Annotated in this window: 26 protein-coding genes; 15 read left to right on the top strand and 11 right to left on the bottom strand. The window is 60.4% G+C overall.

Annotated features, from left to right (window positions below; all coding sequences use genetic code 11):
- The first annotated feature begins 11 nt into the window (after window positions 1-11).
- From JZI28_RS16075 to JZI28_RS16065, 3 genes are all read left to right on the top strand, one after another.
- A complete protein-coding gene (locus tag JZI28_RS16075; RefSeq protein WP_295454901.1) occupies window positions 12-461 on the top strand; it encodes a DUF6173 family protein in 450 nt (149 codons plus the stop codon).
- Window positions 462-649: 188 nt separating this feature from the next.
- Window positions 650-784, top strand: coding sequence for an aa3-type cytochrome c oxidase subunit IV (locus JZI28_RS16070; protein WP_295454903.1), 135 nt, complete (start codon window positions 650-652; stop codon window positions 782-784).
- A gap of 9 nt (window positions 785-793) precedes the next feature.
- Window positions 794-1,465 (top strand): hypothetical protein, encoded by a 672-nt coding sequence (locus JZI28_RS16065; RefSeq protein WP_375698253.1) that lies wholly within the window; start codon window positions 794-796, stop codon window positions 1,463-1,465.
- 75 nt (window positions 1,466-1,540) lie between these two features.
- On the opposite strand, the gene JZI28_RS16060 is transcribed toward JZI28_RS16065, so the two are convergent.
- Window positions 1,541-1,870, bottom strand: coding sequence for an AzlD domain-containing protein (locus tag JZI28_RS16060; protein ID WP_348154535.1), 330 nt, complete (start codon window positions 1,868-1,870; stop codon window positions 1,541-1,543).
- Window positions 1,867-2,619, bottom strand: a complete 753-nt coding sequence (locus JZI28_RS16055; RefSeq protein ID WP_295454908.1) for an AzlC family ABC transporter permease — start codon at window positions 2,617-2,619, stop codon at window positions 1,867-1,869. The genes JZI28_RS16060 and JZI28_RS16055 overlap by 4 nt, the downstream gene beginning before the upstream one ends.
- 55 nt (window positions 2,620-2,674) lie before the next feature.
- Here JZI28_RS16055 and JZI28_RS16050 point away from each other — a divergent pair, with 55 nt between their 5' ends.
- The 4 genes from JZI28_RS16050 (at window position 2,675) to glp (ending at window position 6,109) form a co-directional block, all read left to right on the top strand.
- A complete protein-coding gene (locus tag JZI28_RS16050; RefSeq protein ID WP_375698252.1) occupies window positions 2,675-3,568 on the top strand; it encodes a formate dehydrogenase accessory sulfurtransferase FdhD in 894 nt (297 codons plus the stop codon).
- A 133-nt stretch (window positions 3,569-3,701) separates the two neighbouring features.
- Window positions 3,702-4,337 (top strand): molybdenum cofactor guanylyltransferase MobA, encoded by a 636-nt coding sequence (mobA, locus tag JZI28_RS16045; protein WP_375698251.1) that lies wholly within the window; start codon window positions 3,702-3,704, stop codon window positions 4,335-4,337.
- Window positions 4,334-4,825 carry a molybdopterin-guanine dinucleotide biosynthesis protein B gene (gene mobB / locus JZI28_RS16040; RefSeq protein WP_375698250.1) on the top strand — a complete coding sequence of 164 codons (492 nt, stop codon included), beginning with the start codon at window positions 4,334-4,336 and terminating at the stop codon, window positions 4,823-4,825. Before mobA ends, mobB begins: the two co-directional genes overlap by 4 nt.
- A gap of 27 nt (window positions 4,826-4,852) precedes the next feature.
- Window positions 4,853-6,109 carry a gephyrin-like molybdotransferase Glp gene (gene glp / locus JZI28_RS16035; protein WP_375698249.1) on the top strand — a complete coding sequence of 419 codons (1,257 nt, stop codon included), beginning with the start codon at window positions 4,853-4,855 and terminating at the stop codon, window positions 6,107-6,109.
- A 224-nt stretch (window positions 6,110-6,333) separates the two neighbouring features.
- Here glp and JZI28_RS16030 read toward each other — a convergent pair whose 3' ends face one another.
- The 3 genes from JZI28_RS16030 to JZI28_RS16020 all read right to left on the bottom strand — a co-directional run bounded on the left by JZI28_RS16030 (window position 6,334) and on the right by JZI28_RS16020 (window position 8,598).
- Window positions 6,334-7,353: a hypothetical protein gene (locus JZI28_RS16030; RefSeq protein ID WP_375698248.1), complete on the bottom strand. Its 1,020-nt coding sequence runs from the start codon at window positions 7,351-7,353 to the stop codon at window positions 6,334-6,336.
- A gap of 118 nt (window positions 7,354-7,471) precedes the next feature.
- Entirely contained in the window at window positions 7,472-7,942 is a 471-nt protein-coding gene (gene greA, locus JZI28_RS16025) for a transcription elongation factor GreA (RefSeq protein WP_295454916.1), read from the bottom strand.
- 272 nt (window positions 7,943-8,214) lie between these two features.
- The gene (locus JZI28_RS16020) at window positions 8,215-8,598 is read right to left on the bottom strand and encodes a VOC family protein (RefSeq protein ID WP_297342031.1); all 384 of its coding nucleotides are present in this window, start codon (window positions 8,596-8,598) and stop codon (window positions 8,215-8,217) included.
- Between the two features lie 108 nt (window positions 8,599-8,706).
- Here JZI28_RS16020 and soxR point away from each other — a divergent pair, with 108 nt between their 5' ends.
- The 4 genes from soxR to JZI28_RS16000 all read left to right on the top strand — a co-directional run bounded on the left by soxR (window position 8,707) and on the right by JZI28_RS16000 (window position 13,734).
- Window positions 8,707-9,186 (top strand): redox-sensitive transcriptional activator SoxR, encoded by a 480-nt coding sequence (gene soxR / locus JZI28_RS16015; RefSeq protein ID WP_295454919.1) that lies wholly within the window; start codon window positions 8,707-8,709, stop codon window positions 9,184-9,186.
- A gap of 173 nt (window positions 9,187-9,359) precedes the next feature.
- On the top strand, window positions 9,360-11,009 hold the full coding sequence (locus tag JZI28_RS16010; protein WP_348156517.1) for an electron transfer flavoprotein-ubiquinone oxidoreductase: 1,650 nt from the start codon (window positions 9,360-9,362) through the stop codon (window positions 11,007-11,009).
- 171 nt (window positions 11,010-11,180) lie between these two features.
- Window positions 11,181-12,923: a tetratricopeptide repeat protein gene (locus JZI28_RS16005; protein ID WP_375698247.1), complete on the top strand. Its 1,743-nt coding sequence runs from the start codon at window positions 11,181-11,183 to the stop codon at window positions 12,921-12,923.
- Window positions 12,913-13,734: a 4-(cytidine 5'-diphospho)-2-C-methyl-D-erythritol kinase gene (locus JZI28_RS16000; protein WP_375698246.1), complete on the top strand. Its 822-nt coding sequence runs from the start codon at window positions 12,913-12,915 to the stop codon at window positions 13,732-13,734. The genes JZI28_RS16005 and JZI28_RS16000 overlap by 11 nt, the downstream gene beginning before the upstream one ends.
- A 4-nt stretch (window positions 13,735-13,738) precedes the next feature.
- Here JZI28_RS16000 and JZI28_RS15995 read toward each other — a convergent pair whose 3' ends face one another.
- Both JZI28_RS15995 and JZI28_RS15990 read right to left on the bottom strand, forming a co-directional pair.
- The gene (locus tag JZI28_RS15995) at window positions 13,739-14,485 is read right to left on the bottom strand and encodes a hypothetical protein (protein ID WP_375698245.1); all 747 of its coding nucleotides are present in this window, start codon (window positions 14,483-14,485) and stop codon (window positions 13,739-13,741) included.
- Window positions 14,486-14,583: 98 nt separating this feature from the next.
- Entirely contained in the window at window positions 14,584-15,582 is a 999-nt protein-coding gene (locus JZI28_RS15990) for a polyprenyl synthetase family protein (protein WP_375698244.1), read from the bottom strand.
- Window positions 15,583-15,639: 57 nt separating this feature from the next.
- Here JZI28_RS15990 and JZI28_RS15985 point away from each other — a divergent pair, with 57 nt between their 5' ends.
- From JZI28_RS15985 to JZI28_RS15975, 3 genes are all read left to right on the top strand, one after another.
- Window positions 15,640-15,861, top strand: a complete 222-nt coding sequence (locus JZI28_RS15985) for a DUF2007 domain-containing protein (protein ID WP_295454929.1) — start codon at window positions 15,640-15,642, stop codon at window positions 15,859-15,861.
- Window positions 15,858-16,664, top strand: coding sequence for a tRNA1(Val) (adenine(37)-N6)-methyltransferase (locus tag JZI28_RS15980; RefSeq protein ID WP_375698243.1), 807 nt, complete (start codon window positions 15,858-15,860; stop codon window positions 16,662-16,664). Before JZI28_RS15985 ends, JZI28_RS15980 begins: the two co-directional genes overlap by 4 nt.
- Before the next feature lie 219 nt (window positions 16,665-16,883).
- The gene (locus JZI28_RS15975; RefSeq protein WP_027241537.1) at window positions 16,884-17,063 is read left to right on the top strand and encodes a YdcH family protein; all 180 of its coding nucleotides are present in this window, start codon (window positions 16,884-16,886) and stop codon (window positions 17,061-17,063) included.
- A gap of 147 nt (window positions 17,064-17,210) precedes the next feature.
- Here the strand turns inward: JZI28_RS15975 and JZI28_RS15970 are convergent, their stop codons facing one another.
- Together JZI28_RS15970 and JZI28_RS15965 are read right to left on the bottom strand one after the other, a co-directional pair.
- On the bottom strand, window positions 17,211-18,065 hold the full coding sequence (locus JZI28_RS15970) for a DMT family transporter (protein WP_295454933.1): 855 nt from the start codon (window positions 18,063-18,065) through the stop codon (window positions 17,211-17,213).
- Window positions 18,062-19,009: a transcriptional regulator GcvA gene (locus JZI28_RS15965; protein WP_375698242.1), complete on the bottom strand. Its 948-nt coding sequence runs from the start codon at window positions 19,007-19,009 to the stop codon at window positions 18,062-18,064. Before JZI28_RS15965 ends, JZI28_RS15970 begins: the two co-directional genes overlap by 4 nt.
- A 114-nt stretch (window positions 19,010-19,123) precedes the next feature.
- Between JZI28_RS15965 and JZI28_RS15960 the strand changes: the two genes are divergently transcribed.
- Window positions 19,124-19,294, top strand: coding sequence for a hypothetical protein (locus tag JZI28_RS15960; protein WP_375698241.1), 171 nt, complete (start codon window positions 19,124-19,126; stop codon window positions 19,292-19,294).
- Window positions 19,295-19,391: 97 nt separating this feature from the next.
- Here JZI28_RS15960 and phbB read toward each other — a convergent pair whose 3' ends face one another.
- Both phbB and JZI28_RS15950 read right to left on the bottom strand, forming a co-directional pair.
- Window positions 19,392-20,114, bottom strand: coding sequence for an acetoacetyl-CoA reductase (gene phbB, locus JZI28_RS15955; RefSeq protein WP_295454938.1), 723 nt, complete (start codon window positions 20,112-20,114; stop codon window positions 19,392-19,394).
- Window positions 20,115-20,304: 190 nt separating this feature from the next.
- The gene (locus tag JZI28_RS15950; protein ID WP_295454940.1) at window positions 20,305-21,480 is read right to left on the bottom strand and encodes an acetyl-CoA C-acetyltransferase; all 1,176 of its coding nucleotides are present in this window, start codon (window positions 21,478-21,480) and stop codon (window positions 20,305-20,307) included.
- Window positions 21,481-21,676: the final 196 nt, after the last annotated feature.

Genomic DNA, 21,676 nt, shown 5'->3' with positions numbered 1-21,676 from the left:
GAGTGAAGGCCATGGACAACAAGATTTCAACCAGCGCCGAGGCCGTCGAGGCCGCGGCATTGCCCTGCGTCCATGAGGTGCATGCGGACCCGGAGGCCAAAAATGGTCTCACCGAAGTGCCAGAACAGCTGCAAAAAACCGATGGTGCCAAGAGCCAGGCGCGCTGGGCCTATGAGCGGCTGATCCTTTATATCCAGAACTTCGAGAAGCAGTTGGACAGCGAGCACGAGGTGGCCATGGGCTTTGTCGGCGGTGACGCCGGGGTGCTGCGCATCGAGGGCATGGGGTATTATGACCCTGACATCGTGACCTTCTATGGCACCGATGGCGCAGGCGCCAAAACCCAACTGGTGCAGCATGTGAGCCAGATGAACGTGATGCTGCGCGCCCTGCCCAAACCCCGCGAGGAAGTCCCGGCCAATCGCATCGGATTTCGTCTGGCCAGCGACCTGGAGACCTAGGGGCGGCGATTCGGCGGTGCGCCTTGTCCGGGGGCTGCGGCGGGCAGAACAGCTGCGGATTGGGGCAAGGACGCGACGGATTGGTCGCAGGTTGGGGTTTTTGCCCCCCTGTGCGGCAATGACGTGGTGACAGGCAATTTGAAATCCAGTATCCAGCAAAAAAACATACGCGAATAGAAAGATCCATCATGGCTGAACACAAACACGGTACCATGGACTCTAAAGTTCAAGAAGAAACCTATGCAGGCTTCATCACCTTCACCACGCGTTTCACCATCTTCCTGGTGTTTCTGGCGTTGTTTCTCGCCGTATTTGCAACCTGATCCTTGCACATGACATCTGGTAAAGCGGTTGCGCGCCGGGCGCCGGGTCGTATTGGCCTGGCGATGACTCTTTTGGCGGGCAGTATTGTGCTGGCGGGCTGTGAGGCCCAGAAAAAGCCCAATGCGGATGCGGCGACACTTGCAGCAGCATCCTATACCCACAGCGGGCCACCTGCGCTGACCTTGTTCACCATGGTCAACAACCGGACCGGCTCCGGTGGTCATACCTCCCTGATGATCAATGCCTCTGAGCGGGTGATTTTTGACCCTGCCGGATCCTTTTATGCCGATGTGGTGCCGGAACGGAATGACGTGCTGTTTGGCATCACTCCGCCTGTTGTGCTGGCCTATCGCGGCGCCCATGCCCGCAGCACCCACCATGTGGTGGTGCAGCGTCTTGAGGTCACGCCTGCACAGGCGCAGCTGGCCTATGAGCTGGCGATCTCAAATGGTCGGGTGCCCGGGGCCTATTGCGCCAACTCCACCTCCTCCATCCTGCGCCAGATCCCAGGGCTGCAAGGTTTGAAAACCACATTCTACCCGGTGAAGCTGTCCGAGCAGTTCGGTGCGCTCCCCGGCGTTGTCACCAGCAAATACTATGAGGATGACGACGCGGATCTGCAAAAGGCCCTGGCTGAGGGCAATGTTGTCCTGAACTACGAGACCACGCAGAGCGAGTGATCCGTGCGGCGGACCAAGTAAAGATCAGAGCGGCTGAGCGGGGAAAAAACCTGCTCAGCCGTTTTTTTGTCAGCTTTAGCCCAGCAGAAACAGCACCAAAAATCCACTGACACCGCTGAGCAATGCCCAGAGCACATTGCGGGTGAGATACCCCACCGCAAAGGTCAGCGCCGCCACCGCCAGATGCGGCAGGCTGATCTCGCCGCCCGTGGGGGAGGGCCAGACCACCAGCGGCGTGACCAGGGCGGGCAGGATCGCCACCGCCGTATAGCGCAGGTGCCGCATCAGCCAGGCAGGCATTGGGCGTCCGCCCATAAATCCGATAAAGGCAAACCGCAGGGCAAAGCTGCCGACCGCCATGCCGGTAATCACAATCCACAGGCTGAGGCTGTCAAATCCATTCATGATGAGGTCTCCTGGCTGGCACTGCTGCTGGGGGTGCGGCGGGCGGCTTTGCGTTCAAGCCAGAGCTCGGTCTGGGCGCCGGCCATCATACCTGCCAGCCCGGCAACAATCAGCCCAAGGTTATGGGGCATCAAGGTTGCAGGCAGCGCAGCGACAATGGCGACAAAGCAGGCAACCATATGCGCAGGGGTGCGCAGCATTGGGCCGATCATTGCCAGAAAGGCCAGGGGCAGCACAAAATCCAACCCCCAGCTTGCCGGGATCTGCGCCCCCACCAAAGCACCGACGACCGTGGCGATCATCCAGCTGGGGGCAATCACCGAGGTGGTGCCAAAGAAATAGGCCATCCGCTGCGGCGTGGTCATCTCTGGTTCGGTCTCAAATTTGACGATCGACAGGGCGTAGGATTGATCCACTGTCATATAGGCGGCACAGGCGCGCTGCCACATCGGCGCATCGCCAAGGTAGGGGGTCAGCGAGGCGGAATACATCCCCATCCGCAGATTCACCGCCAGAGCCGAGACCAGAACGATCAGCAGCGGCGTGTTCTCTTGCAGCAGTTGCAGGGCGGTGAACTGGGCGGCGCCCGCAAAAACCGCGAGCGAAAAGGCCAGAGCCTCAAGGACATTTAGTCCCGCTTCGGCTGCCAGAACTCCAAACAATAGGCCAAAAGGACTGGCCACAAGCAGAAAGGGCAGGCTGTCGCGCAGTCCTTTCCAAAACAGGGATTTCGTGGTGGTGATTGCCATGCGCCCGTCCTAAGTTCACTGACAACTTGGTAGGCAGCTTCAAAGGGCTCTGCAATTGGTAAAATCATCTGACCTCACGGAGATCTTATCCGAGTACCTGATTGCGCCCGATCCGGGGCGCCCAGGACTCACCCGTGGCGTGACCGGCCATGATGAGCACGGCGCTGCGGTGGCCCTGTCGGTGGTCGAGGAACGCCCGCTAACTATCTATCTGAATCGGCAGGAAATTGTCACCGCCATGACCATTGGTGACTACCCAGAGTATCTGGCGCTGGGGTTCCTGCGCAATCAGGGCATGCTGTCGCCGGGCGAGGATATCCTGCGCGTCGACTATGACGAAGAGCTGGAGGTGGTGGTGGTGCGCACCGCCCGCGAGACCAACTATGAGGAAAAATTGCAGAAAAAGACCCGCACCTCTGGTTGCGCGGTGGGTACAGTTTTTGGCGATATGATGGAGGGGCTAGAGGACGTGCAGCTGCCTGCCACGCCGGTGAAAACCTCTTGGCTCTATGCCCTGGCGCATAAGATCAACCGCACCCCCTCGCTCTATCTTGAGGCCGGGGCAATCCATGGCACGGTGCTGTGTCACCAGGACCGTCCGCTGGTCTATATGGAGGATGTGGGGCGCCATAATGCGGTGGACAAGATCGCCGGCTGGATGCTGTCGGAAGGCGTCGATGCATCGGATAAGATCCTTTATACCACGGGCCGGATGACCTCCGAGATGGTGATCAAAACTGCGATGATGGGCATTCCGGTGCTGGCCTCGCGCTCGGGCTTTACCGCCTGGGGCGTCGAGATCGCCCGGCAGGTCGGCCTGACCCTGATTGGCCGCATGAAGGGCCAGCGGTTTGTCTGCCTGTCCGGCGACGCGCGGTTAGAGCGCGACATGGACCCGCGCGACGCGCCGGTTGAGGCAAAGAAACATCGCAGGAAGGGGGCGGAGTGAACCGGTTGGAAATGTCTCTCCAGTTTTCTAGCCCGGCACAGCCGAGATGCGCCCAACCCGCCCCTCACGGGGTGGGCGCTTTGCACTCTCTTTTCTGTTGTCGCGTCCGTACGACGTCATAGGAGATCAATAAATGACCAAACCCCTCGGAGTAATCCTAGCCGGTGGTCTCGCCACCCGGATGGGCGGCGGCGACAAAGGTCTGTTGCAGATCGGTGGCCAAAGCCTGCTTGCGCGGGTCCGCAACCGGCTGGAGCCACAGGTCTCAGGCTTGGCGCTGAACGCCAACGGCGATGCGGCGCGCTTTGCTGACCTGGGGCTACCGGTGGTGGCCGACAGCATTGATGGCTTTGCCGGTCCCCTGGCCGGGGTGCTGGCCGGGCTCGACTGGGCCGCCGGGCAGGGGGCTGATGCCATTGTCACCGCTGCTGCCGATACGCCGTTTTTCCCGACGGATCTGGTGGCGCGATTGGTGGAGGCATCAAAGGGACAGGCGCACCCGCTGGTGCTGGCGACAACACCCCGCACTGGAGAAGAGCTGAAATCGGGGGGCCGCAGCAAGGTCAATCGCCACCCGACCTTTGGGCTCTGGCCGGTGGCCCTGCGCGATGATCTGCGGGCGGCGCTCAAGGATGGCCTGCGCAAGGTGGTGCTCTGGACCGACCAGCACGGAGGCCGCGAGGCGCTGTTTGACGTTACCCCCTTTGATCCCTTTTTCAACGTCAACACGCCTGCGGATCTCACCCGGGCTGAGGAGCTGATGCGATGAAACTCTACGGTATCACTGGCTGGAAGAACTGCGGCAAAACCGGGCTGATGGAGCGGCTGGTGACCGAGTTTACTGAGCGCGGCCTGACGGTCTCGACCATCAAACATGCCCATCACAGCACCGATGTGGACCAGCCGGGCACCGACAGCCACCGCCACCGTATGGCTGGTGCCGCCGAGGTGATCCTTGCCTCGACCCACCGCATTGCCATCATGCAAGAGCTGCGCGGCGCCGAAGAGCCACCGCTGGCCGCGCTGCTGGCACGGCTTTCACCGGTGGATCTGGTGCTGGTAGAGGGCTATAAGCGCGAACCCCACCCCAAGATCGAGGCCCACCGCGCCGCCGCCGGTCAACCCCTGATCGCGCCCCAGGATACCAGTGTTCGGGCCCTGGCCAGCGATGTACCGCTTGACTGCGAACAGCCGGTTTTGGATCTGGATGACACCACAGCGATTGCGGATTTTATCGCCGCAGAGCTGTCGCTTTAGCTCCTCTTTTGTAAAGGTAGGACGCCGATGAACCTGACCCCCCCTCCGCTGCGCAACGATTGTTTTTCCCTGCCCGCAGGCGTCGATTGGACCCCGGTAGACGAGGCCCTGGCGCTGCTGCGAAAGCGGTTGCAGCGGGTCGTCAGCAGCGAAGAGCTGCCCCTGACCACAGCCGCAGGCCGTATCCTGGCCGCTGATGTTATTGCCAACCGCTCAAATCCGGCGCTGCCCAATACGGCAGTGGATGGTTATGGTTTTGCCGGGCCAATTGCAGAGGGTACGCATGTGCTGCCCCTGATGCCGGGGCGCGCCGCCGCCGGGCTGGCCTATGAGGGCGCGGTGCCCGCAGGTCAGGCCATCCGCATCCTCACCGGGGCGGCGCTGCCCGATGGTGTCGATACGGTGATCCTGGAGGAGGACGTATCGCTGGGCGCAGCGGAGATCGCCTTCCATGGCCCGCTGAAACGCGGCGCCAATACCCGCAATGCAGGCGAGGATGTGACCTCGGGGGCGGTGATCTTGCCAGCCGGACGGGTGCTGACCCCAGCTGATCTGGCGCTTGCCGCCGCTGCTGGTATTTCCCAGGTCCAGGTCTACCTGCCCCTGCGGGTGGGGGTTCTGTCAACCGGGGATGAGCTCTGCGAGGTTGGCGAGGCAGCCGCCGCGGGGCAGATCTATGATGCCAACCGGCCAATGCTGCTGGCGCTGTTGCGGCAGATGGGATTCGTGCCGGTGGATCTTGGGCGCGTGGTGGATGATCGCGACGCTCTGCGTGCCCGGCTGGATACGGCTGCGGCGCAGGTGGATGTGATCCTCACCAGCGGGGGCGCATCGGCGGGGGACGAAGATCACGTCTCGGCGCTGTTGCGCCAAAGCGGCGCCCTGCAGGAATGGCGCATCGCGCTGAAACCCGGGCGCCCTTTGGCTCTGGCCATGTGGCAGGGCGTGCCGATCTTTGGGCTGCCCGGCAATCCGGTGGCGGCCCTGGTCTGCACGCTGATCTTTGCCCGCCCCGCCATGGGGCAAATGGCCGGCGCCAACTGGCACCAGCCACAGGGATTTGATCTGCCCGCCGCGTTTGCCAAACGCAAAAAACCGGGCCGGCGCGAATATCTGCGCGCCCGCATCCGGCAGGGTCAGGTTGAGGTGTTCAAATCTGAAGGCTCCGGGCGCATTTCCGGCCTCAGCTGGGCCGAAGGCCTGGTTGAACTGGCAGATGGCGGTGCGCAGATCCAACCGGGTGACTTGGTCCGTTACATCCCCTATAGCGCCTTTAACCTGTAAATCTGGCCCTCTGTGGCAGGCCCGACATTGGGCGCCCTGATTTGTGGTGTTGTGTAGCGGCTGGCGTATCGGTTTGGGGAGGACGGGGATTTCATCTTGCCCCAAATACCTCCGCCGGAGGCAGCGGCCCGTCAGGGCCGCCAAATTTCAAGCAGTCAAATTCCGGGCCACCAGACAGGGCGCTGTCGGTCTGCTCAGAGCTTCCGGTTGGTCAAAGGTTCCGGCTAGTCAAAGGTTCCGGCAACCCGCCCCAGCAGCATAAAGGCGCGGGCAGTACGGGTGTCGCCCAGGGCGGTGATTTCCCCATCACTGGCATCGGTTTCGAACTCGGCAAACATCCGGTCAAACCGGCGCAGGAAGTGATGTGCTGCATCGCGAAAAATGGGATCCTGCTTCATCCGGGCCGAGGTCAGCGCCAGCGAGGTGCGATCCCGCACCCCGCCCAAGGCGGCGACGGCGCGGCCACGGGTGCCCTGAGCAAATTGTCGCCAGATCTCGGGGCGGGCCATATCGGGGCGCAGGTCATCCATATAGATGCCATCCTGGCTCAGCAGGGTCAGCACATCCTGGGCCGCCTGCACCACCTGTGCTGCCTTCCGATCCTTCAGCGCCGCCCGCAGGGCGGTAAAGCCATCTTCATCTTCTGCGGTCTCGGGGAAGTTCAGCGCCCGAATGAACTGCTCTGCGGGCAGGGGCGGCGCCATGTCTTCTGCAGAGGTGCCGAGCGCCAGACTGCCCTGATCCTCGGTGGCCAGCTTGCTGGCCTCTGCCGGAATGGCAGGTCGGGCAGGGCCATGGCGGCTGCTTTGAAAGGTGGCCAGGGCGGTTTCGGTCTTGCGGGCGGCCTCGGCGATTTCTTCCAGTTTCTGGCTGACGGTTGGTTCGCCCGCCGCCTCGGTTTGCTGCACATGGGTCAGGTAGCTGTGGCGCAGACTGTCGATGGCCGCCTGCAGGCGCTGGTTTTCGCTGCGCATGACCCGCGCTGCGCGCAACGCCGAGGTGCCAACCCAGATCATCACCAGCGGCATCACAATGGCCGAGGCCGTCAGCACGGTTGGGGTCCAATGGGCGACCCCCTGATCCGTCGGCGCCAGCAGATAAAGCCCCAGAATCACCAAAAGCCAGAGCGCCGACAGCAAAATCGCCACCACCTCGGCGCTGCCCATTCCGGCCTCGGGTTGGCCCGCATTGGGGCCGCGTCCCGCAAGGGGAGAGAGGCGTTTGGAGGCATCCTGGGCAGTCATAGGCAGGCTCGCAATCCGAAGGGAGGTCTGGGTTTATACAGGCTTTACACAAGGCTAACGGTTTCAGGGCCAGAGGCAAGGAGAACCACACCGGACCCTCCTGCGCCAGTGCTGTGCCCTAGCCGTAGTGGATGCTCAGAATTTCGTAGCTGCGCACACCGCCGGGGGTGCGGACCTCGACGCTGTCGCCTTCTTCTTTGCCGATAAGCGCGCGCGCAATGGGGGATTTGATATTCAGCAAGCCCGCCTCAACATTGGCTTCATGCTCGCCAACGATCTGCCAGGTCTTTTCTTCGTCGGTGTCTTCATCCACCAGGGTGACCTTGGCGCCAAACTTGATCGAGCCAGAGAGTTTGGCCGGATCAATCACATCTGCAAGGCTCAGAATTCCTTCCAGCTCTTTGATGCGGCCCTCGATAAAGGACTGTTTTTCGCGCGCCGAGTGGTATTCGGCATTTTCCGACAGATCGCCCAGCTCGCGGGCTTCGGCGATGGCCTTAATAATCGTTGGGCGCTCCACCGATTTCAGGTTCTTGAGCTCAGCTTCGAGTGCGGTGTGACCCGCAGAAGTCATTGGGATCTTTTCCATATCTTGGGTCCAGGTCGTTTGGCTAACGGGGTAGCTCTTGGGTCATTATGATGTCGGTTTGCCAAAGGCAGAGCCCCGCCACAGCACTGCAGCGGGGCCTGTCTTTTGTGTTGGCATTTACCTGACCCAATCTGGGCACAAATTTCAAGGGGGCGGAGCAATCTCTGCACCGGCAAATCGGCTCAATCAGCGAATTTTGCAGATTTTATAATGGGTTTGCGCGGAAAAATGCCATGATCCGGGAGATTGGGCATATCAGCCTGCCACAGTAATCAATCATCGTATTGCACCACTTCATATTCGATCCCGTCACTGTCGCGAAAGTAAAAGCGCAGACCGGGTTCGTAATCTGCGTGGTTGGTGGGGGTGAAACCGGCAGCCACCACCGCCGCTTCGGTGGCCTTGATGTCATCCACAACCACGGCCAGATGATTGAGCCCACCGCGGGTGGTGTAGCTATTGCCTGGCGCCTGTGGCTGGGTGGGCGGCTGATAAAGCGCCAGATAGCTGTCAGCGCCGCCAACGTGCAGGCTGACGCCGTTGTGGATCGAGGCCCCGGACCAGCGGGTATGCCAGCCAAAGACATCCGCCATCCAGGCAGCGGTACCCTGCGGGTCGGTGACGGTAATATTGGCGTGTTCCAGAATGGCGCTCATTTTCTTTCTCCTTTTTGAGTGGCGTTTACCTATGAGTCGCCTTACGGTAATTCCTAAACCTAACTTTAGCTCAAGCATTTTTTGAGCTTTTTTCAGGAGAACGACGAGATGGCAAAATCCGCAGGGGTGGCAATTGGCTACCTGTCCGAACGCACTGGCCTGGCGGTCTCGGCCATTCGCTACTACGAGGCGCAGGGGTTGCTGGAGCCCTGGCGCAACGCGGGCGGTCAGCGGCGGTTTCACCGGGCAGACATTCGCCGCCTCAGCTTCATCATGATTGCCCAGCAGTTTGGGTTTTCCCTGCCGGAGATTCGCGGTTTTCTAAAAACCCTGCCCGGCGGACGCACCCCGACGCCCGAAGATTGGGCGCGGATTTCAACCAGCTTCCGGGATCATCTGGATTCGCGAATCAAAACCCTGCAAAAGATGCGCGACAATCTGGATGGCTGCATTGGCTGTGGCTGCTTGTCTTTGCCCAAATGCAGGCTTTATAACCCGCAGGACCAAGCGGCCCAAAAGGGAAAGGGGCCGCGATATCTGATGGGAGACAGCCCCGAGACCGGCAAGACGCCGGAAAAAGGGGCCTGAGCGCCGGAAAATGCCTGTGCCCCTGCGGCAAAGCGTGGATCTGATGCAACTAACGCAGAGTTTGGATTGACCTGGTATGTTGCCAAACGCTAAGCAACCGCGAAAGAAAATTACTCCCAGCTCGCCCCCAGCGATGGGACCGGTAGCGAATACAATAGCCAAGGAGCAGCTCTATGGCCGAGATCGAACGCGAAACAATGGAATATGACGTAGTGATCGTTGGGGCAGGCCCCGCTGGTCTGTCTGCCGCGATCCGTTTGAAACAGCTGGATGCCGACCTTGAGGTCGTGGTTCTGGAAAAAGGCTCCGAGGTGGGGGCGCATATCCTGTCTGGTGCGGTGCTGGACCCTTGCGGTCTGGACGCGCTGATCCCTGACTGGAAGGAAAAAGGCGCGCCGCTGAATACTCCGGTCAAAGAAGACAATTTTTACATGTTGGGGGAAGCGGGCGAAATTCGGGTTCCCAACTTCCCGATGCCGCCGCTGATGAACAACCACGGCAATTACATCGTCTCGATGGGTAATGTCTGCCGTTGGATGGCCGAACAGGCCGAAGAGCTGGGTGTTGAGATCTTCCCCGGCATGTCCTGCTCTGAGCTGGTCTACGGTGACAAGGGTGAAGTCAAAGGCGTGGTTGCCGGTGTCTTTGGTCTGGAAGAGGACGGCTCTTACGGTCCCAACACCGAGCCAGGCATGGAGCTGCACGGCAAATATGTCTTCCTGTCGGAAGGGGTGCGCGGCTCGCTGTCGAAAGAGGTCATCGCCAAATACGACCTACAGGCCGGCAAGGACGTGCAGAAATACGGCGTCGGCATGAAAGAGATCTGGGAGATTGATCCCGCCAAGCACAAAGAAGGCACCGTCACCCATACCATGGGCTGGCCGCTGAACTCGAATGCTGGGGGGGGCTCCTTTATTTACCACCTGGAGAACAACCAGGTCTATGTCGGCTTTGTGGTGCATCTGAACTACAAGAACCCACATCTGTACCCCTACATGGAATTCCAGCGTTTCAAGCACCACCCCATGGTTGCCGATCTGCTGAAGGGCGGTAAACGTGTTGCCTACGGCGCCCGTGCCATTACTGAGGGCGGCTATCAGTCGATGCCCAAGCTGGTTGCACCCGGCGTGGCGCTGCTGGGCTGCTCGGCCGGTATGGTCAACGTGCCGCGCATCAAGGGCAACCATAACGCCATGCTGTCGGGGAAATCTGCCGCTGAGGCCGCCTACGCGGCGATCAAGGCAGATCGCTCCGGTGATGAGCTGCCCGATTACGAGGCCGCTGTACGCGATGGCGCCATTGGCAAAGACCTCAAGATGGTGCGCAACGTCAAACCGATGTGGTCCAAGTGGGGGCTGATGGCCTCGCTGATGCTGGGCGGTCTGGACATGTGGACCAACAACATTCTGGGTCTGTCCTTCTTTGGCACCATCAAACATGGCAAAAACGACGCCGAGGCGACCGAGGAAGCCTCCAAGCATCAGCCGATTGACTACCCCAAACCTGACGGGGTGCTGTCCTTTGACCGCTTGACCAATGTGTCCTTTGCCGCCACCAACCACGAGGAAAGCCAGCCCTGCCATCTGCGCCTGGCGGACCCCAACCTGCCGATTTCGACCAACCTGCCCAAATTCGACGAACCGGCGCAGCGCTATTGCCCGGCCGGCGTTTACGAGGTGGTGGAAAAAGATGGCAAGCCGGAGTTTGTGATCAACTTCCAGAACTGCGTGCACTGCAAGACCTGCGATATCAAAGACCCAAGCCAGAACATCACCTGGACCACACCCCAGGGCGGCGACGGTCCAAACTATCCAAATATGTAAGCGTTTGGGTGCATTCTCTGCACCCAGATAGGCAATAGAACGCCTTAAGAGCCGGTTGCATATAGAAATCACGTAAAATTGGGGCGGCCTTCGGGTCGCCCCATTGCGTGTCAGCTGGTCCCGCACTACGATTCGGTTTGAGCGAGCCGCACACGCAGAGGAGAACTCCAGGTGCCACTTTCACATTTTCGTAGCCTGACGGCGCTGGCCCTGGTTGCCTTTTCGACATCCGGATCTCTTGTAACAGCCCAAAGCGCAGCGGCAGAGGGTCTGGTCGGGGCCTATCTGGCCGGGCGGGCTGCCACCTTTGAAAGCGATTTTTCCACCGCGGTAGAGTATTACACCCGGGCGCTGGTGCGTGATCCCTCCAATCCGTTGTTGATGGAAAACGTGGTGTTTGCTCATCTGGCACTGGGGCAAATGAAACAGGCTCTCCCGGTGGCAGAGCGTCTGTGGCAGAACGAGGTGCGCAGTCAGGCCGCAAATATCGTCATGGTCGGCGGCTTTGCCCTGTCTGACGACTACCAGGCGATCCTGGATCGCAATCTGGAAATCCGCCAGATCCACCCCCTTGTCGACGGGCTGATTGAGGCCTGGGCGCAGATGGGCATCGGCTCTGTTGATAAGGCGATCGAAGTTTTTGATCGCGTCGCAGAGGAAGAGGCGCTGCGCCCCTTTGCAGACTATCACAAGGCGCTGGCCTTGGCGTCGGCGGGCAATTACGGCGGGGCCGAGGCGCTGTTCGCAGCTGATGATGGGCGGCTGACCCGGTTGTCGCGCCGCTCGGCGTTGGCACGGGTCGAAATCCAGTCGCAACTGGGCGAATTTGACCTGGCTCTTGCAACGTTGAATGACAGCTTTGGCGCGGGCAGTGATCCAGCCCTGGATGAAATCCGCGCCCGGTTGCAGGCAAAGGAAGCTCTGGGCTTTTCCATTGCCAGCACCGCCCGCGACGGCATTGCCGAGGTGTTCTTTACCCTGGCGGCAGTGATGAACGGCGAGGCCGCCAATGACTTTGTGCTGATGTATGCCCGTGTTGCCTCGGCCTTGAGCCCGCAACATGTGGATGCGGTGCTGCTCAGTGCAGAACTGCTGGACCAGCTGGGGCGCTATGAGCTGTCGATTGCCACCTACAAACAGGTGCCCAGCGATCACCCGGAATATTACGCCGCCGAAATGGGCCGCGCCGAAGCACTGCGCCGCGCCGCCAAACCGGATGCCGCCGCCGAAGTGCTGGAGCAATTGTTCAGGGATTTCCCTGACTTGCCGCAGATTTCGATCAGTCTTGGCGATCTGTTGCGCCAGCAAGAGGACTACGCCGGCGCCATTGCGGCCTATGATTCTGCGCTGTCCAATATGCCCGAAGAGGCCGGCAGCCGTTGGTTCCTGCACTATGCCCGCGGTATATCTTATGAGCGGCTGAAAGACTGGCCAAAGGCAGAGGCCGATTTCCGCGCCTCGCTGGCGTTGCAGCCCGACAGCCCGCAGGTGCTGAACTATCTCGGCTATTCGATGATCGAAAAAGAAGACAGCCCGGAAAAGCTGGATGAGGCCCTGGGGATGATTGAACGCGCGGTCGCGGCGCAGCCGAATTCCGGCTATATCGTCGACAGTCTTGGCTGGGTGTTCTACCGCCTTGGCCGCTACACGGAGGCCGTGGCCCATATGGAACGCGCGGTAGAGCTGATGCCGGTGGATCCGGTGGTCAGCGACCACCTAGGCGATGTCTATTGGGCCGTTGGGCGCCAGCGCGAGGCAGAGTTCCAGTGGAAACGCGCCCTGTCCTTCATCAAATCCGGTCGCGGCGATGGTGAGGCGGACCCGGATCGTATCCGCAAAAAACTAGAGCTGGGCCTTGAGGCGGTTCTGGAACTGGAAGGCTCTGCCCCGCTGCAGGTTGCCAATGGCGATTGAGGTCTTCGCGCCGGCCAAGATCAATCTGACCCTGCATGTCACCGGCCAACGGTCGGATGGCTATCACCTGCTGGATTCGCTGGTGGCCTTTGCCGATCTGGGCGACCGCCTGCGGCTGGAGGCTGGCCCGGATATGGCCATAGATCTGCGCGGCCCCTTTGCCGAGGGCGTCCCACGGGACGGGCGCAATCTGGTCTGGAAGGCGGCGCAGGGGCTTGGCTGGGCTGGTGCCATTCATTTGAACAAACAGCTGCCTCATGGGGCGGGGATTGGCGGTGGATCTTCGGATGCGGCCGCCGTACTGAACGCCCTGGCCGCAGAGGGGCTGACAGTGCCGCCAGAGCTGCCGCTGTCCCTGGGGGCGGACCTGCCGGTCTGTATGGTTGCCAGGGGCGCACGGATGCAGGGCATTGGCGAGCAGATCACCCCGGTCTCCCTGCCGGACTTGCCGGCGCTCTTGGTCAATCCTGGGTGCCATGTGCCAACTGGCGCGGTGTTTTCGGGCCTCGCATGGCGTGACAACCCTGCCATGCCGGACGAGATCCCAAGTTTTGAGACGGCGAGAGACTGTGCCGTCTGGCTCAAGGATCAGCGCAATGATTTGGAGATTCCGGCGGCTTATGTGGCGCCGGAAATCGACCGGGTTCTTGCTGATCTGCGGAGCACCGGGAATGAAATGCTGTCGCGAATGTCGGGGTCCGGGGCCACGTGCTTTGCGCTTTACCCGACGCTAAAGGCGGCCCATATGGCCGCCTATGAGATCGGCGCCGAACATCCTGACTGGTGGATACAGGCGGTAACGCTGCGCTAGGGGGCTAGAGCTGCAGGTGAATGTGGTCGTCATGGCGCGCCGCCCGGCAGCCCTGAAACCGGATCTTGTCATCGGCCAGAGCCAGAGACTGCTGTAGGTGTGGCTCGACAAAGATCTTTCCCACGCGCAGATCCCGCGCCAGGGTCTCAATCAGCAGACGATTGCGATCAGGCTCTAATCCATAGGTTTTCCACAGGGGCTGTAGCCAGGCCAGATCCCAACGCAGGCTGAGCCATTGGTCCGGGCAGCTGCTGGCACCCTGTTCAAAGGCAAAATAACCAATTGGGTTGCGGGTTTGACCGGGCAGGTAACGCCCTGCAGCATCCGCATAATAAAACGCCAGATCGACCTTTTCGCCGTCGTCATGGGACAGATGCGGCAGCAGTGGAAACCCGGCGAAGAAGGGAAAGCCTGCATCCAGTACCAGCGTCTGGGTGTCAGGATGGTCCGCCTCAACCTCCGCGGCGACGTCTTGCAACAGGGCTTTTAGCTTTGGCGTTACATAGGTCCGGTTGGTGGCGCAGTAAAACCAGGATTGCACCTGTAATGGCCCGCGCTCAAAACAGGACAGCGCGGTTCTGCCGGTCATTGGCGCGACCCAGACCGCTAGCACTGCCAGCCCCAGATACAGCCCCGTAAAGGCCAGGAGAGGCCTGCGAAACAGGCGCGACAGCCCCCAGGCAAGGCCGCCGAGCTGGGTCAGAGCTGTGAGCAGGACAATGATGCAGCAGTGAAATACAAGGCGCAGCATGGGTCTATAATCCGTCCTAGGGCCGTTTGGTAAGACAAAGCACAGATAAAAACGCCCGCACAGGGGCGGGCGTGGGTGTTGGGTACTTTGGGCCTGGTCTAGTGCAGGCGGGAGACCACATATTCCGCCAGATCATGCAGCATTTGCCGGATCGGGTGGTCGGGCAGCGGGGCGAGAGCCTGTGTTGCCGTCTCGGCCCAGAGCAGCGCATCCTGGCGGGTGGCCTCAAGCGTGGCGTATTTCGCCATCAAGGCCAGGGCCTGTTCCAGATCGCCCTCTTGCTGCTGGCCCTTTTCAATGGTGCGGGTCCAAAAGGCGCGTTCGTCATCGGTGGCCTGGGCCACGGCCTTGATCACTGGCAGGGTCAGCTTGCGCTCGCGGAAATCATCGCCGACGTTTTTACCGGTGGCGGCGCTGTCGCCCTGGTAATCCAGCAGATCGTCGGCAATCTGAAAGGCAATGCCAAGCGCATCGCCGTAGTCAAACAGCGCCTTGACCTGCTCCGCCGGGGCCTCTGCGATGACGCCGCCAACTTCGGTCGCAGCCGAAAACAGGGCCGCTGTCTTGCCCCGGACCACCTGCAGATAGACTGCTTCATCGGTGGCCAGGTTGGAGGCGGCAGTCATTTGCAGCACCTCGCCTTCTGCAATGGTGGCCGAGGCATTGGCGAGAATATCCAGAACCCGCAACGAGCCGGTTTCGACCATCAGCTGAAAACTGCGGGAGAACAGGTAGTCGCCAACCAGAACCGAGCTTTTGTTGTCCCACAGCAGGTTGGCCGTGGGTCGGCCACGGCGTTGGCCGCTTTCATCCACCACATCGTCATGCAGCAGCGTTGCGGTGTGGATGAATTCTACCGTTGCTGCCAGTTTGATGTGATGTTCGCCCTCATAGCCACAGAGCTGGGCGGCAGCGAGGGTCAGCATGGGGCGCAGCCGTTTGCCGCCAGCCCCTACCAGATGCGCCGTGACTTCGGGGATGCGCGGCGCATGTTTTGACGCCATGCGGGTCTGGATCAGTGTGTTCACCGCGTCCATTTCACCGCTCAAGGTGGCGGCGAGCAATTCATGCGGTTTTTGAGTCGTGACTTGATTCATTGCATTCCCGGCTTTCAGGCTCGACAAGATCGTAACCTTGCCCTTAGATCCATCCCCATGAAAGAACTTTTGCGCAGCACCGATCCGACTGTCCTGGCCTTTGCATCCGCCCTTCTTGAGGGTGAGGATATAGACTGCTTTCAGATGGACGTAAATATGAGCATCCTCGAAGGAGGCATTGGGATTTTTCCACGCCGTCTGATGGTGCGCGAAGACGACTATACACTGGCCAAGCGCGCGATGCTGGACAACAAGATCCCGCTTGGCAATGACATATGACGCAGGGGGGCGGAGCAGGGCCAAACTCTGATGCGGGCTTTGCCGAGGAAAACCTGTCGCTGAACGATTTTCTGGGCGGCCGGGTGCAGCTGTGGCAACCTCGCGAAGGCTACCGAGCCGGGGTGGATCCGGTGCTTTTGGCCGCCGCGATGCCGACACGGGCAGGGGAGCGGGTGCTGGAGCTGGGCTGTGGTGGTGGTCAGGCGCTGTTATGTCTTGGCGAACGGGTGCCTGGGCTAGAGCTCACCGGAGTGGAGCTGCAACCGGACTATGCTGCCCTAGCGCGCCGCAATGCAGCGCACAATGGTCAAACCGTTGAGGTGATCGAAGCCGACCTGGCGGCGCTGCCCAAAGATTTGCGCCAGCGTCAGTTTGACCATGTTCTGGCCAACCCGCCGTATTACCGCGCCGGAGCCCATAGCCCGGCCGAAGATATGGGGCGGCAGATTGCCCTGGGCGGTGATACGCCTTTGCAGATCTGGGTTGAGACCGCAGCCCGTCGGCTGACCTATAAGGGCTATTTGCATATGATCCAGCGCGCCGACCGTTTGCCCGAGATCCTGACCGCCTGTCAGGGGCGTCTTGGCTCGATTGAGGTGCTGCCGCTGGCGCCGCGCCAGGGACGTCCGGCAGAGCTGGTTTTGCTGCGCGCCCGCAAGGGAGGCCGGGCCGATTTTCGCCTGCACGCGCCGCTGATCCTGCACCAAGGGGCGCGACATCTGGCAGATGTAGAGAGTTATCAGCCTGAAGTGCGGGAAATTCTGCGCGAAGGCGCGGCGCTTTGCTGGCCCGCGACAAGATAGGTGTGACGCGGTTATATTGCAAGCTTTCAGGTGGCTTTTTCGGCGTTCTGGGCTCGATTTCACCCATAAAAATATGGCTTCTGGCGGGCTTTGGCCGATATGACAATTTCATGACAAAAACTATGCGTCTGCGGCGTGACAGGGGGCAAAACTTGTGGTCCACTCGTTTCAACCCCGCAGGTTCGGGGTTGTTAGTCTCGCTTTAAAAGGAGGAACGCCATGAGCCTCAGCTCGCATCTTACCGAACTGAAAAAGAAGCATGACCACCTGAGCATGGAAGTGGAGTACGCCCAACGATCCCCCAGTACCGACGGGTTGGAGATTGCCGGGATGAAGAAGCAAAAGCTGAAACTCAAAGAAGAGATTGAGCGTCTGTCAAGCGAAACAGAGACAGCATAAACGCCTATTGGCGCAGGAGATTACCCCGGATATTGCCGCCAGGCACCAGGGGATTTATCCCTAGCTGATATAAGCGATAGAGTTTTCAGGGCTGCCAGATCTGGCGGCCCTTTTATATTGTGGTGGCCGTCGTGTCGGGGCGCAGGATCAGCCGCTTTTGGCGGCGATGGCAGCCCCAGCGGTAATCAGCGCGGCCGCCAGGGCCAAGGCCCAGCTGGGATCCGCGACGCCGGCCAGAACCAGTACCAGGGTCGACAGCAAAGGCGCTGCATAAGAGCTGGTGCCGAGCATCTGAATGTCGCCCTGCTTGACGCCAATGTCCCAAACATAAAACGCCAGCCCCACGGGTCCTAATCCCAACAACAGGGTCGACGCCCAGCCAAGTGTACCCTGTGGCCAGACGGTTTCTTCCACAGCAAAATGCAGCGCCCAGGAGGCGATAGCAGTGGCCGTGCAAAACACCGAGACTGAACTGGTGGGGGCGGATCCCACCAGCCGCGACAGCACCGAATAGCTCGACCAAGTCAGCGCGCAGAGGAAGGCGAGGATATAGCCGGGCAGGTACTCTGCCTGAAAACCACCGGACCCACCGGTAATGATCGCCGCCGCCCCGGCAAAGCCCAGCAACGCCCCGATCAGATGCCCTGGCCGTAGGCGTTCGCCGGGCAGCAGGCCGGAAAACAGCACGATCAGCAGCGGCCAAAGATAGGCAATCAGGCCTGCCTCGGCGGCGGGGGCCAGGCGCAGGGCCGAAAAATACAGGGCGTGATAGCCAAATAACCCAATCGAACCAAAGGCGTAGACCTTCCAGGAGATGTCTCGCAATTGGCCCAGACCACCCGTGCGCAAGGTCCAGATCAGCCCCAGGATGCCGCCAATGGTAAAACAGATCGCATTCAACAGTAGCGGTGGGGTTGGGGCAGAGCCGACTGTCAGCAGCGCCAGTAGCGCCCAGAGCAGAACGGCCACAAACCCAACTGCGGTGGCTGTGGAGCGGGTCATAGTGCGGCGATCTCCTCAACCGGGATAATGGTGAAATCATCTGATATATGCGCGGTTTTTTCGATCTCCGCCAGAAACCAATCGCGAAAAGCCGCGATTTGGGGGCGTTTTTCAGCGCCGGGCAAGCAGAGAAAACGAAACCGGGCCTGGCTTTCGATTGCCAGCTTGAAAGGGGCGACCAGGCGGCCCTCTTGCAGGTCAGAGATAATCATCGGGCGTCGCCCCAGCGCCACCCCCATGCCTGCGACTGCGGCGTTGATGGCATGGTCGGCATTGGAGAAATGGGTGCCATGCAGGGGGGTGTAATCAATCCCGGCGGCGCGGAACCAGGTGGGCCAGTCGCAGGGGGGCTGCAAAAAGTCGATGGAATCATCAAAAATCAGCGGTGCCTGCCGCAGGCTTTCTACGGTGGTGAATTGTTTGGCCAGTTCTGGCGACATCACTGGTGTCAGCCATTCTTTGCGCACCGGCACCGAATACAGCCCATCATCTCCGCCATAGCCAAACCTGAGCGCCACATCGACGTCATCGCGCGCCAGATCCATATTGCGCAGGGTGGCCGAAAATCTGAGATCAATTTCGGGATGGGCGCGGGCAAAATCATAGAGGCGCGGTGCCAGCCATTTGGCCGTCAGCGCCGGGCCGGCGGTGACGGTCAGGCTGCTGTTGTCCTGCAACCGCTTGGTTGCCATCCAGGCGGTCGACAGGGTCTGGAAGCCCTCGGCAGCCCCTGGCGCCAGGGTGCGCCCGGCTTCGGTCAGCTCTACCGCCCGGTTGAGGCGACGAAACAAGGGCACGCCCAGGTGCTCTTCCAGGGATTTGATCTGAAACGACAGGGCGGCCGGCGTGACATTCAGTTCAGCCGCAGCCTGGGCAAAGGACATGTGGCGGGCAGCGGCATCAAAGGCGCGCAGGGCGGTGAGAGGGGGGAGGCGATCTGACATGATCACATAAGTAATACTTAACTGAAGCCTTGGAAAGTCTCGTTTGTGCCTTTTTCCATAAAAGCCCATGTTGGCTTTAGATAGACAATCCTAATCCGAACGGAGGCCCAGGCGATGGAATATTCAGCTAATAGCAACGTCAAGCAAGCGATGGAACGTGCACATGCAGAGCGCAGCCAGGCCCTGTTTTCCGGGTTGGCAAGACTGTTCCGGTTGCGCAAATCCGGGGCGACAAAAACCGCTGGTCCAAAGGTGACCGGAATTGGGTTTTCCCGCTGGGCATAGTGCACATATGTCCTTACGGGATTAAAAAGGGCCGGTCTGAAAAGACCGGCCCTTATCTGTTCTCTCATATCGCCACTGCTGCTGTTGCGGCGCAGGATCAGACGAAGAATTGACCGCCATTGGCCGAGATGGTGGAGCCATTGATAAAGCCCGAATCATCGGAAGCCAGGAAGGCAACGCAACGGGCGATCTCTTCTGGTTCGCCCAGGCGGCCGGTTGGGATCTGGGCGATGATCGAATCACGGACCTTTTCGGGCACGGCCATGACCATTTCCGTGGCGATATAGCCAGGGCAGATCGCATTGGCGGTGATGCCTGCACGCGCGCCTTCCTGAGCCAGGGATTTGACGATACCCAGATCGCCGGCCTTGGTTGCGGCATAGTTCGCCTGGGCAAATTGGCCTTTTTGACCATTGATCGACGAAATCACGATGACGCGGCCAAATTTACGCTCGCGCATGCCGGGCCAGATCGGGTGAACGGTGTTGAACACGCCGGTGAGGTTGGTGTCGATCACCTCTTGCCACTGCTGCGGCGTCATTTTGTGGAAGGGCGCATCGCGGGTGATGCCTGCATTGGCCACCACGATGTCGATGGGGCCAAGGTCGGCCTCAACCTGGGCGATACCCGCTTGGCTTTCCTCATAGGAGCCAACGTTCCACTTGTAGGTCTTGATCCCGGTCTCTTCGGTGAACTTTGCCGCCGCTTCGTCGTTGCCCGCGTAGGTCGCGGCGACAGTGCAGCCCTGGTCCTTTAGGGCCTGCGAAATTGCTGCGCCAATGCCGCGTGAGCCGCCGGTGACGAGTGCAGTACGTGCCATTCAGTTTTCCTCCAATTCGATATTCGCTCGGTAATCTTGCTACCTATTGATAGTGCAATGCGCAACAATATTGCGCAATGAATTTTTGCCGCAACGCCGCGAAAATTGTCGCAGGTGCAGCAATACCGCCCTGTTGTAATAAAAAGGGCGCCAAACTGGCGCCCTGATCTATGTTAAACTGTGGTCCCGATTATGGGCGCTCCAGGCACATGGCGACGCCCATGCCGCCACCGATGCAGAGCGTGGCGAGGCCTTTTTTGGCGCCGCGCCGCTGCATTTCAAACAGCAGCGTGTTTAGCACCCGGCAGCCCGAGGCACCGATTGGGTGGCCGATGGCGATGGCGCCGCCGTTGACGTTGACGATCGCCGGATCCCAGCCCATGTCCTTGTTGACGGCGCAGGCCTGTGCGGCAAAGGCTTCGTTGGCTTCAACCAGATCCAGGTCGCTGACCGACCAGCCGGCCTTGTCCAGGGCTTTGCGCGAGGCGTAGATCGGACCAACACCCATGATCGAAGGGTCGACACCGGCAGTGGCATAAGAGGCAATCCGCGCCAGCGGCGTGATACCGCGCTTTTCGGCGTCATCGGCGCTCATCAGTAGGGTTGCGGCGGCGCCGTCATTCAAACCAGAGGCATTGGCCGCCGTGACCGAGCCATCCTTGGTAAAGGCGGGGCGCAGTTTCTGCATCGCTTCCATGGAGGCGCCGTGGCGAATGTATTCGTCCTGATCCACCACGGTTTCGCCCTTGCGGGTCTTGATGGTGAAAGCCGCGATTTCATCGGCAAATTTACCAGCTTTTTGCGCCGCTTCGGCCTTGTTCTGGCTGGCGACAGCAAATTCGTCCTGCATTTCGCGGGAGATCTGCCATTTGTCGGCGACGTTTTCCGCAGTCTGCCCCATGTGGTAGCCGTTGAAGGCATCCCACAGGCCATCGCGAATCATGGTGTCGATGTATTTCATGTCACCCATCTTGTGACCGGCGCGCAGGGCGGCGGCATGGGGTGACAGGGTCATGTTTTCCTGGCCGCCGGCGCAGACAATCGCGGCATCCCCAAGCTGGATATGCTGCGCGCCTAGCGCAACAGCACGCAGGCCGGAGCCACAGACCTGGTTGATGCCCCAGGCAGCACTTTCCTGGGGAAGGCCGGCATTGATATGGGCTTGGCGGGCTGGGTTTTGCCCCTGTGCGGCGGTCAGAACCTGCCCCAGGATGGTCTCGGAAACCTCGGATTTGTCAACGCCTGCGCGCTCTACCACGGCTTCCAGTACCGCACGACCCAGATCGTGGGCGGGCGTATTGGCGAAAGCTCCGCCAAAACTGCCGACAGCGGTACGCGCGGCGGATGCAATTACAACATTGGTCATTATTTCTGGTCCTCTGCCATCAAATTCTCTCGTGAAGACATGCAATTTTTCTGCGGTCCGTAAACTTACCGCAAAATCACAAATCCCCACCTCCCTCTCCGGGACAGATATAGCGTCTTGCTGCAGGTGCAGCAAATGACAGGGTGTCTCAGGGGTTGGGTTCGAGTCAACTGGCATAAGTCAAAAACGCAAAGAA

This window comes from Pseudophaeobacter sp. TrK17 (assembly GCF_042192375.1).
Lineage (GTDB): Bacteria > Pseudomonadota > Alphaproteobacteria > Rhodobacterales > Rhodobacteraceae > Pseudophaeobacter.
This window is presented reverse-complemented; position numbering and strand designations above follow the sequence as displayed.

Bases quoted from the DNA above. Each gene is read 5' to 3' on its own strand.
- JZI28_RS16070 (WP_295454903.1), top strand. From the start codon at position 650: ATGGCTGAACACAAACACGGTACCATGGACTCTAAAGTTCAAGAAGAA.
- JZI28_RS15980 (WP_375698243.1), top strand. From the start codon at position 15,858: ATGACGCAGGGGGGCGGAGCAGGGCCAAACTCTGATGCGGGCTTTGCC.
- JZI28_RS16075 (WP_295454901.1), top strand. From the start codon at position 12: ATGGACAACAAGATTTCAACCAGCGCCGAGGCCGTCGAGGCCGCGGCA.
- JZI28_RS15950 (WP_295454940.1), bottom strand. From the start codon at position 21,480: ATGACCAATGTTGTAATTGCATCCGCCGCGCGTACCGCTGTCGGCAGT.
- mobB (WP_375698250.1), top strand. From the start codon at position 4,334: ATGAAACTCTACGGTATCACTGGCTGGAAGAACTGCGGCAAAACCGGG.
- JZI28_RS15995 (WP_375698245.1), bottom strand. From the start codon at position 14,485: ATGCTGCGCCTTGTATTTCACTGCTGCATCATTGTCCTGCTCACAGCT.
- JZI28_RS16020 (WP_297342031.1), bottom strand. From the start codon at position 8,598: ATGAGCGCCATTCTGGAACACGCCAATATTACCGTCACCGACCCGCAG.
- JZI28_RS16055 (WP_295454908.1), bottom strand. From the start codon at position 2,619: ATGGCAATCACCACCACGAAATCCCTGTTTTGGAAAGGACTGCGCGAC.
- JZI28_RS16030 (WP_375698248.1), bottom strand. From the start codon at position 7,353: ATGACTGCCCAGGATGCCTCCAAACGCCTCTCTCCCCTTGCGGGACGC.
- mobA (WP_375698251.1), top strand. From the start codon at position 3,702: ATGACCAAACCCCTCGGAGTAATCCTAGCCGGTGGTCTCGCCACCCGG.
- JZI28_RS15970 (WP_295454933.1), bottom strand. From the start codon at position 18,065: ATGACCCGCTCCACAGCCACCGCAGTTGGGTTTGTGGCCGTTCTGCTC.
- JZI28_RS16065 (WP_375698253.1), top strand. From the start codon at position 794: ATGACATCTGGTAAAGCGGTTGCGCGCCGGGCGCCGGGTCGTATTGGC.
- JZI28_RS15965 (WP_375698242.1), bottom strand. From the start codon at position 19,009: ATGTCAGATCGCCTCCCCCCTCTCACCGCCCTGCGCGCCTTTGATGCC.
- JZI28_RS16010 (WP_348156517.1), top strand. From the start codon at position 9,360: ATGGCCGAGATCGAACGCGAAACAATGGAATATGACGTAGTGATCGTT.
- JZI28_RS16060 (WP_348154535.1), bottom strand. From the start codon at position 1,870: ATGAATGGATTTGACAGCCTCAGCCTGTGGATTGTGATTACCGGCATG.
- JZI28_RS15975 (WP_027241537.1), top strand. From the start codon at position 16,884: ATGAGCCTCAGCTCGCATCTTACCGAACTGAAAAAGAAGCATGACCAC.
- JZI28_RS15960 (WP_375698241.1), top strand. From the start codon at position 19,124: ATGGAATATTCAGCTAATAGCAACGTCAAGCAAGCGATGGAACGTGCA.
- glp (WP_375698249.1), top strand. From the start codon at position 4,853: ATGAACCTGACCCCCCCTCCGCTGCGCAACGATTGTTTTTCCCTGCCC.
- JZI28_RS16000 (WP_375698246.1), top strand. From the start codon at position 12,913: ATGGCGATTGAGGTCTTCGCGCCGGCCAAGATCAATCTGACCCTGCAT.
- JZI28_RS15990 (WP_375698244.1), bottom strand. From the start codon at position 15,582: ATGAATCAAGTCACGACTCAAAAACCGCATGAATTGCTCGCCGCCACC.
- phbB (WP_295454938.1), bottom strand. From the start codon at position 20,114: ATGGCACGTACTGCACTCGTCACCGGCGGCTCACGCGGCATTGGCGCA.
- soxR (WP_295454919.1), top strand. From the start codon at position 8,707: ATGGCAAAATCCGCAGGGGTGGCAATTGGCTACCTGTCCGAACGCACT.
- greA (WP_295454916.1), bottom strand. From the start codon at position 7,942: ATGGAAAAGATCCCAATGACTTCTGCGGGTCACACCGCACTCGAAGCT.
- JZI28_RS15985 (WP_295454929.1), top strand. From the start codon at position 15,640: ATGAAAGAACTTTTGCGCAGCACCGATCCGACTGTCCTGGCCTTTGCA.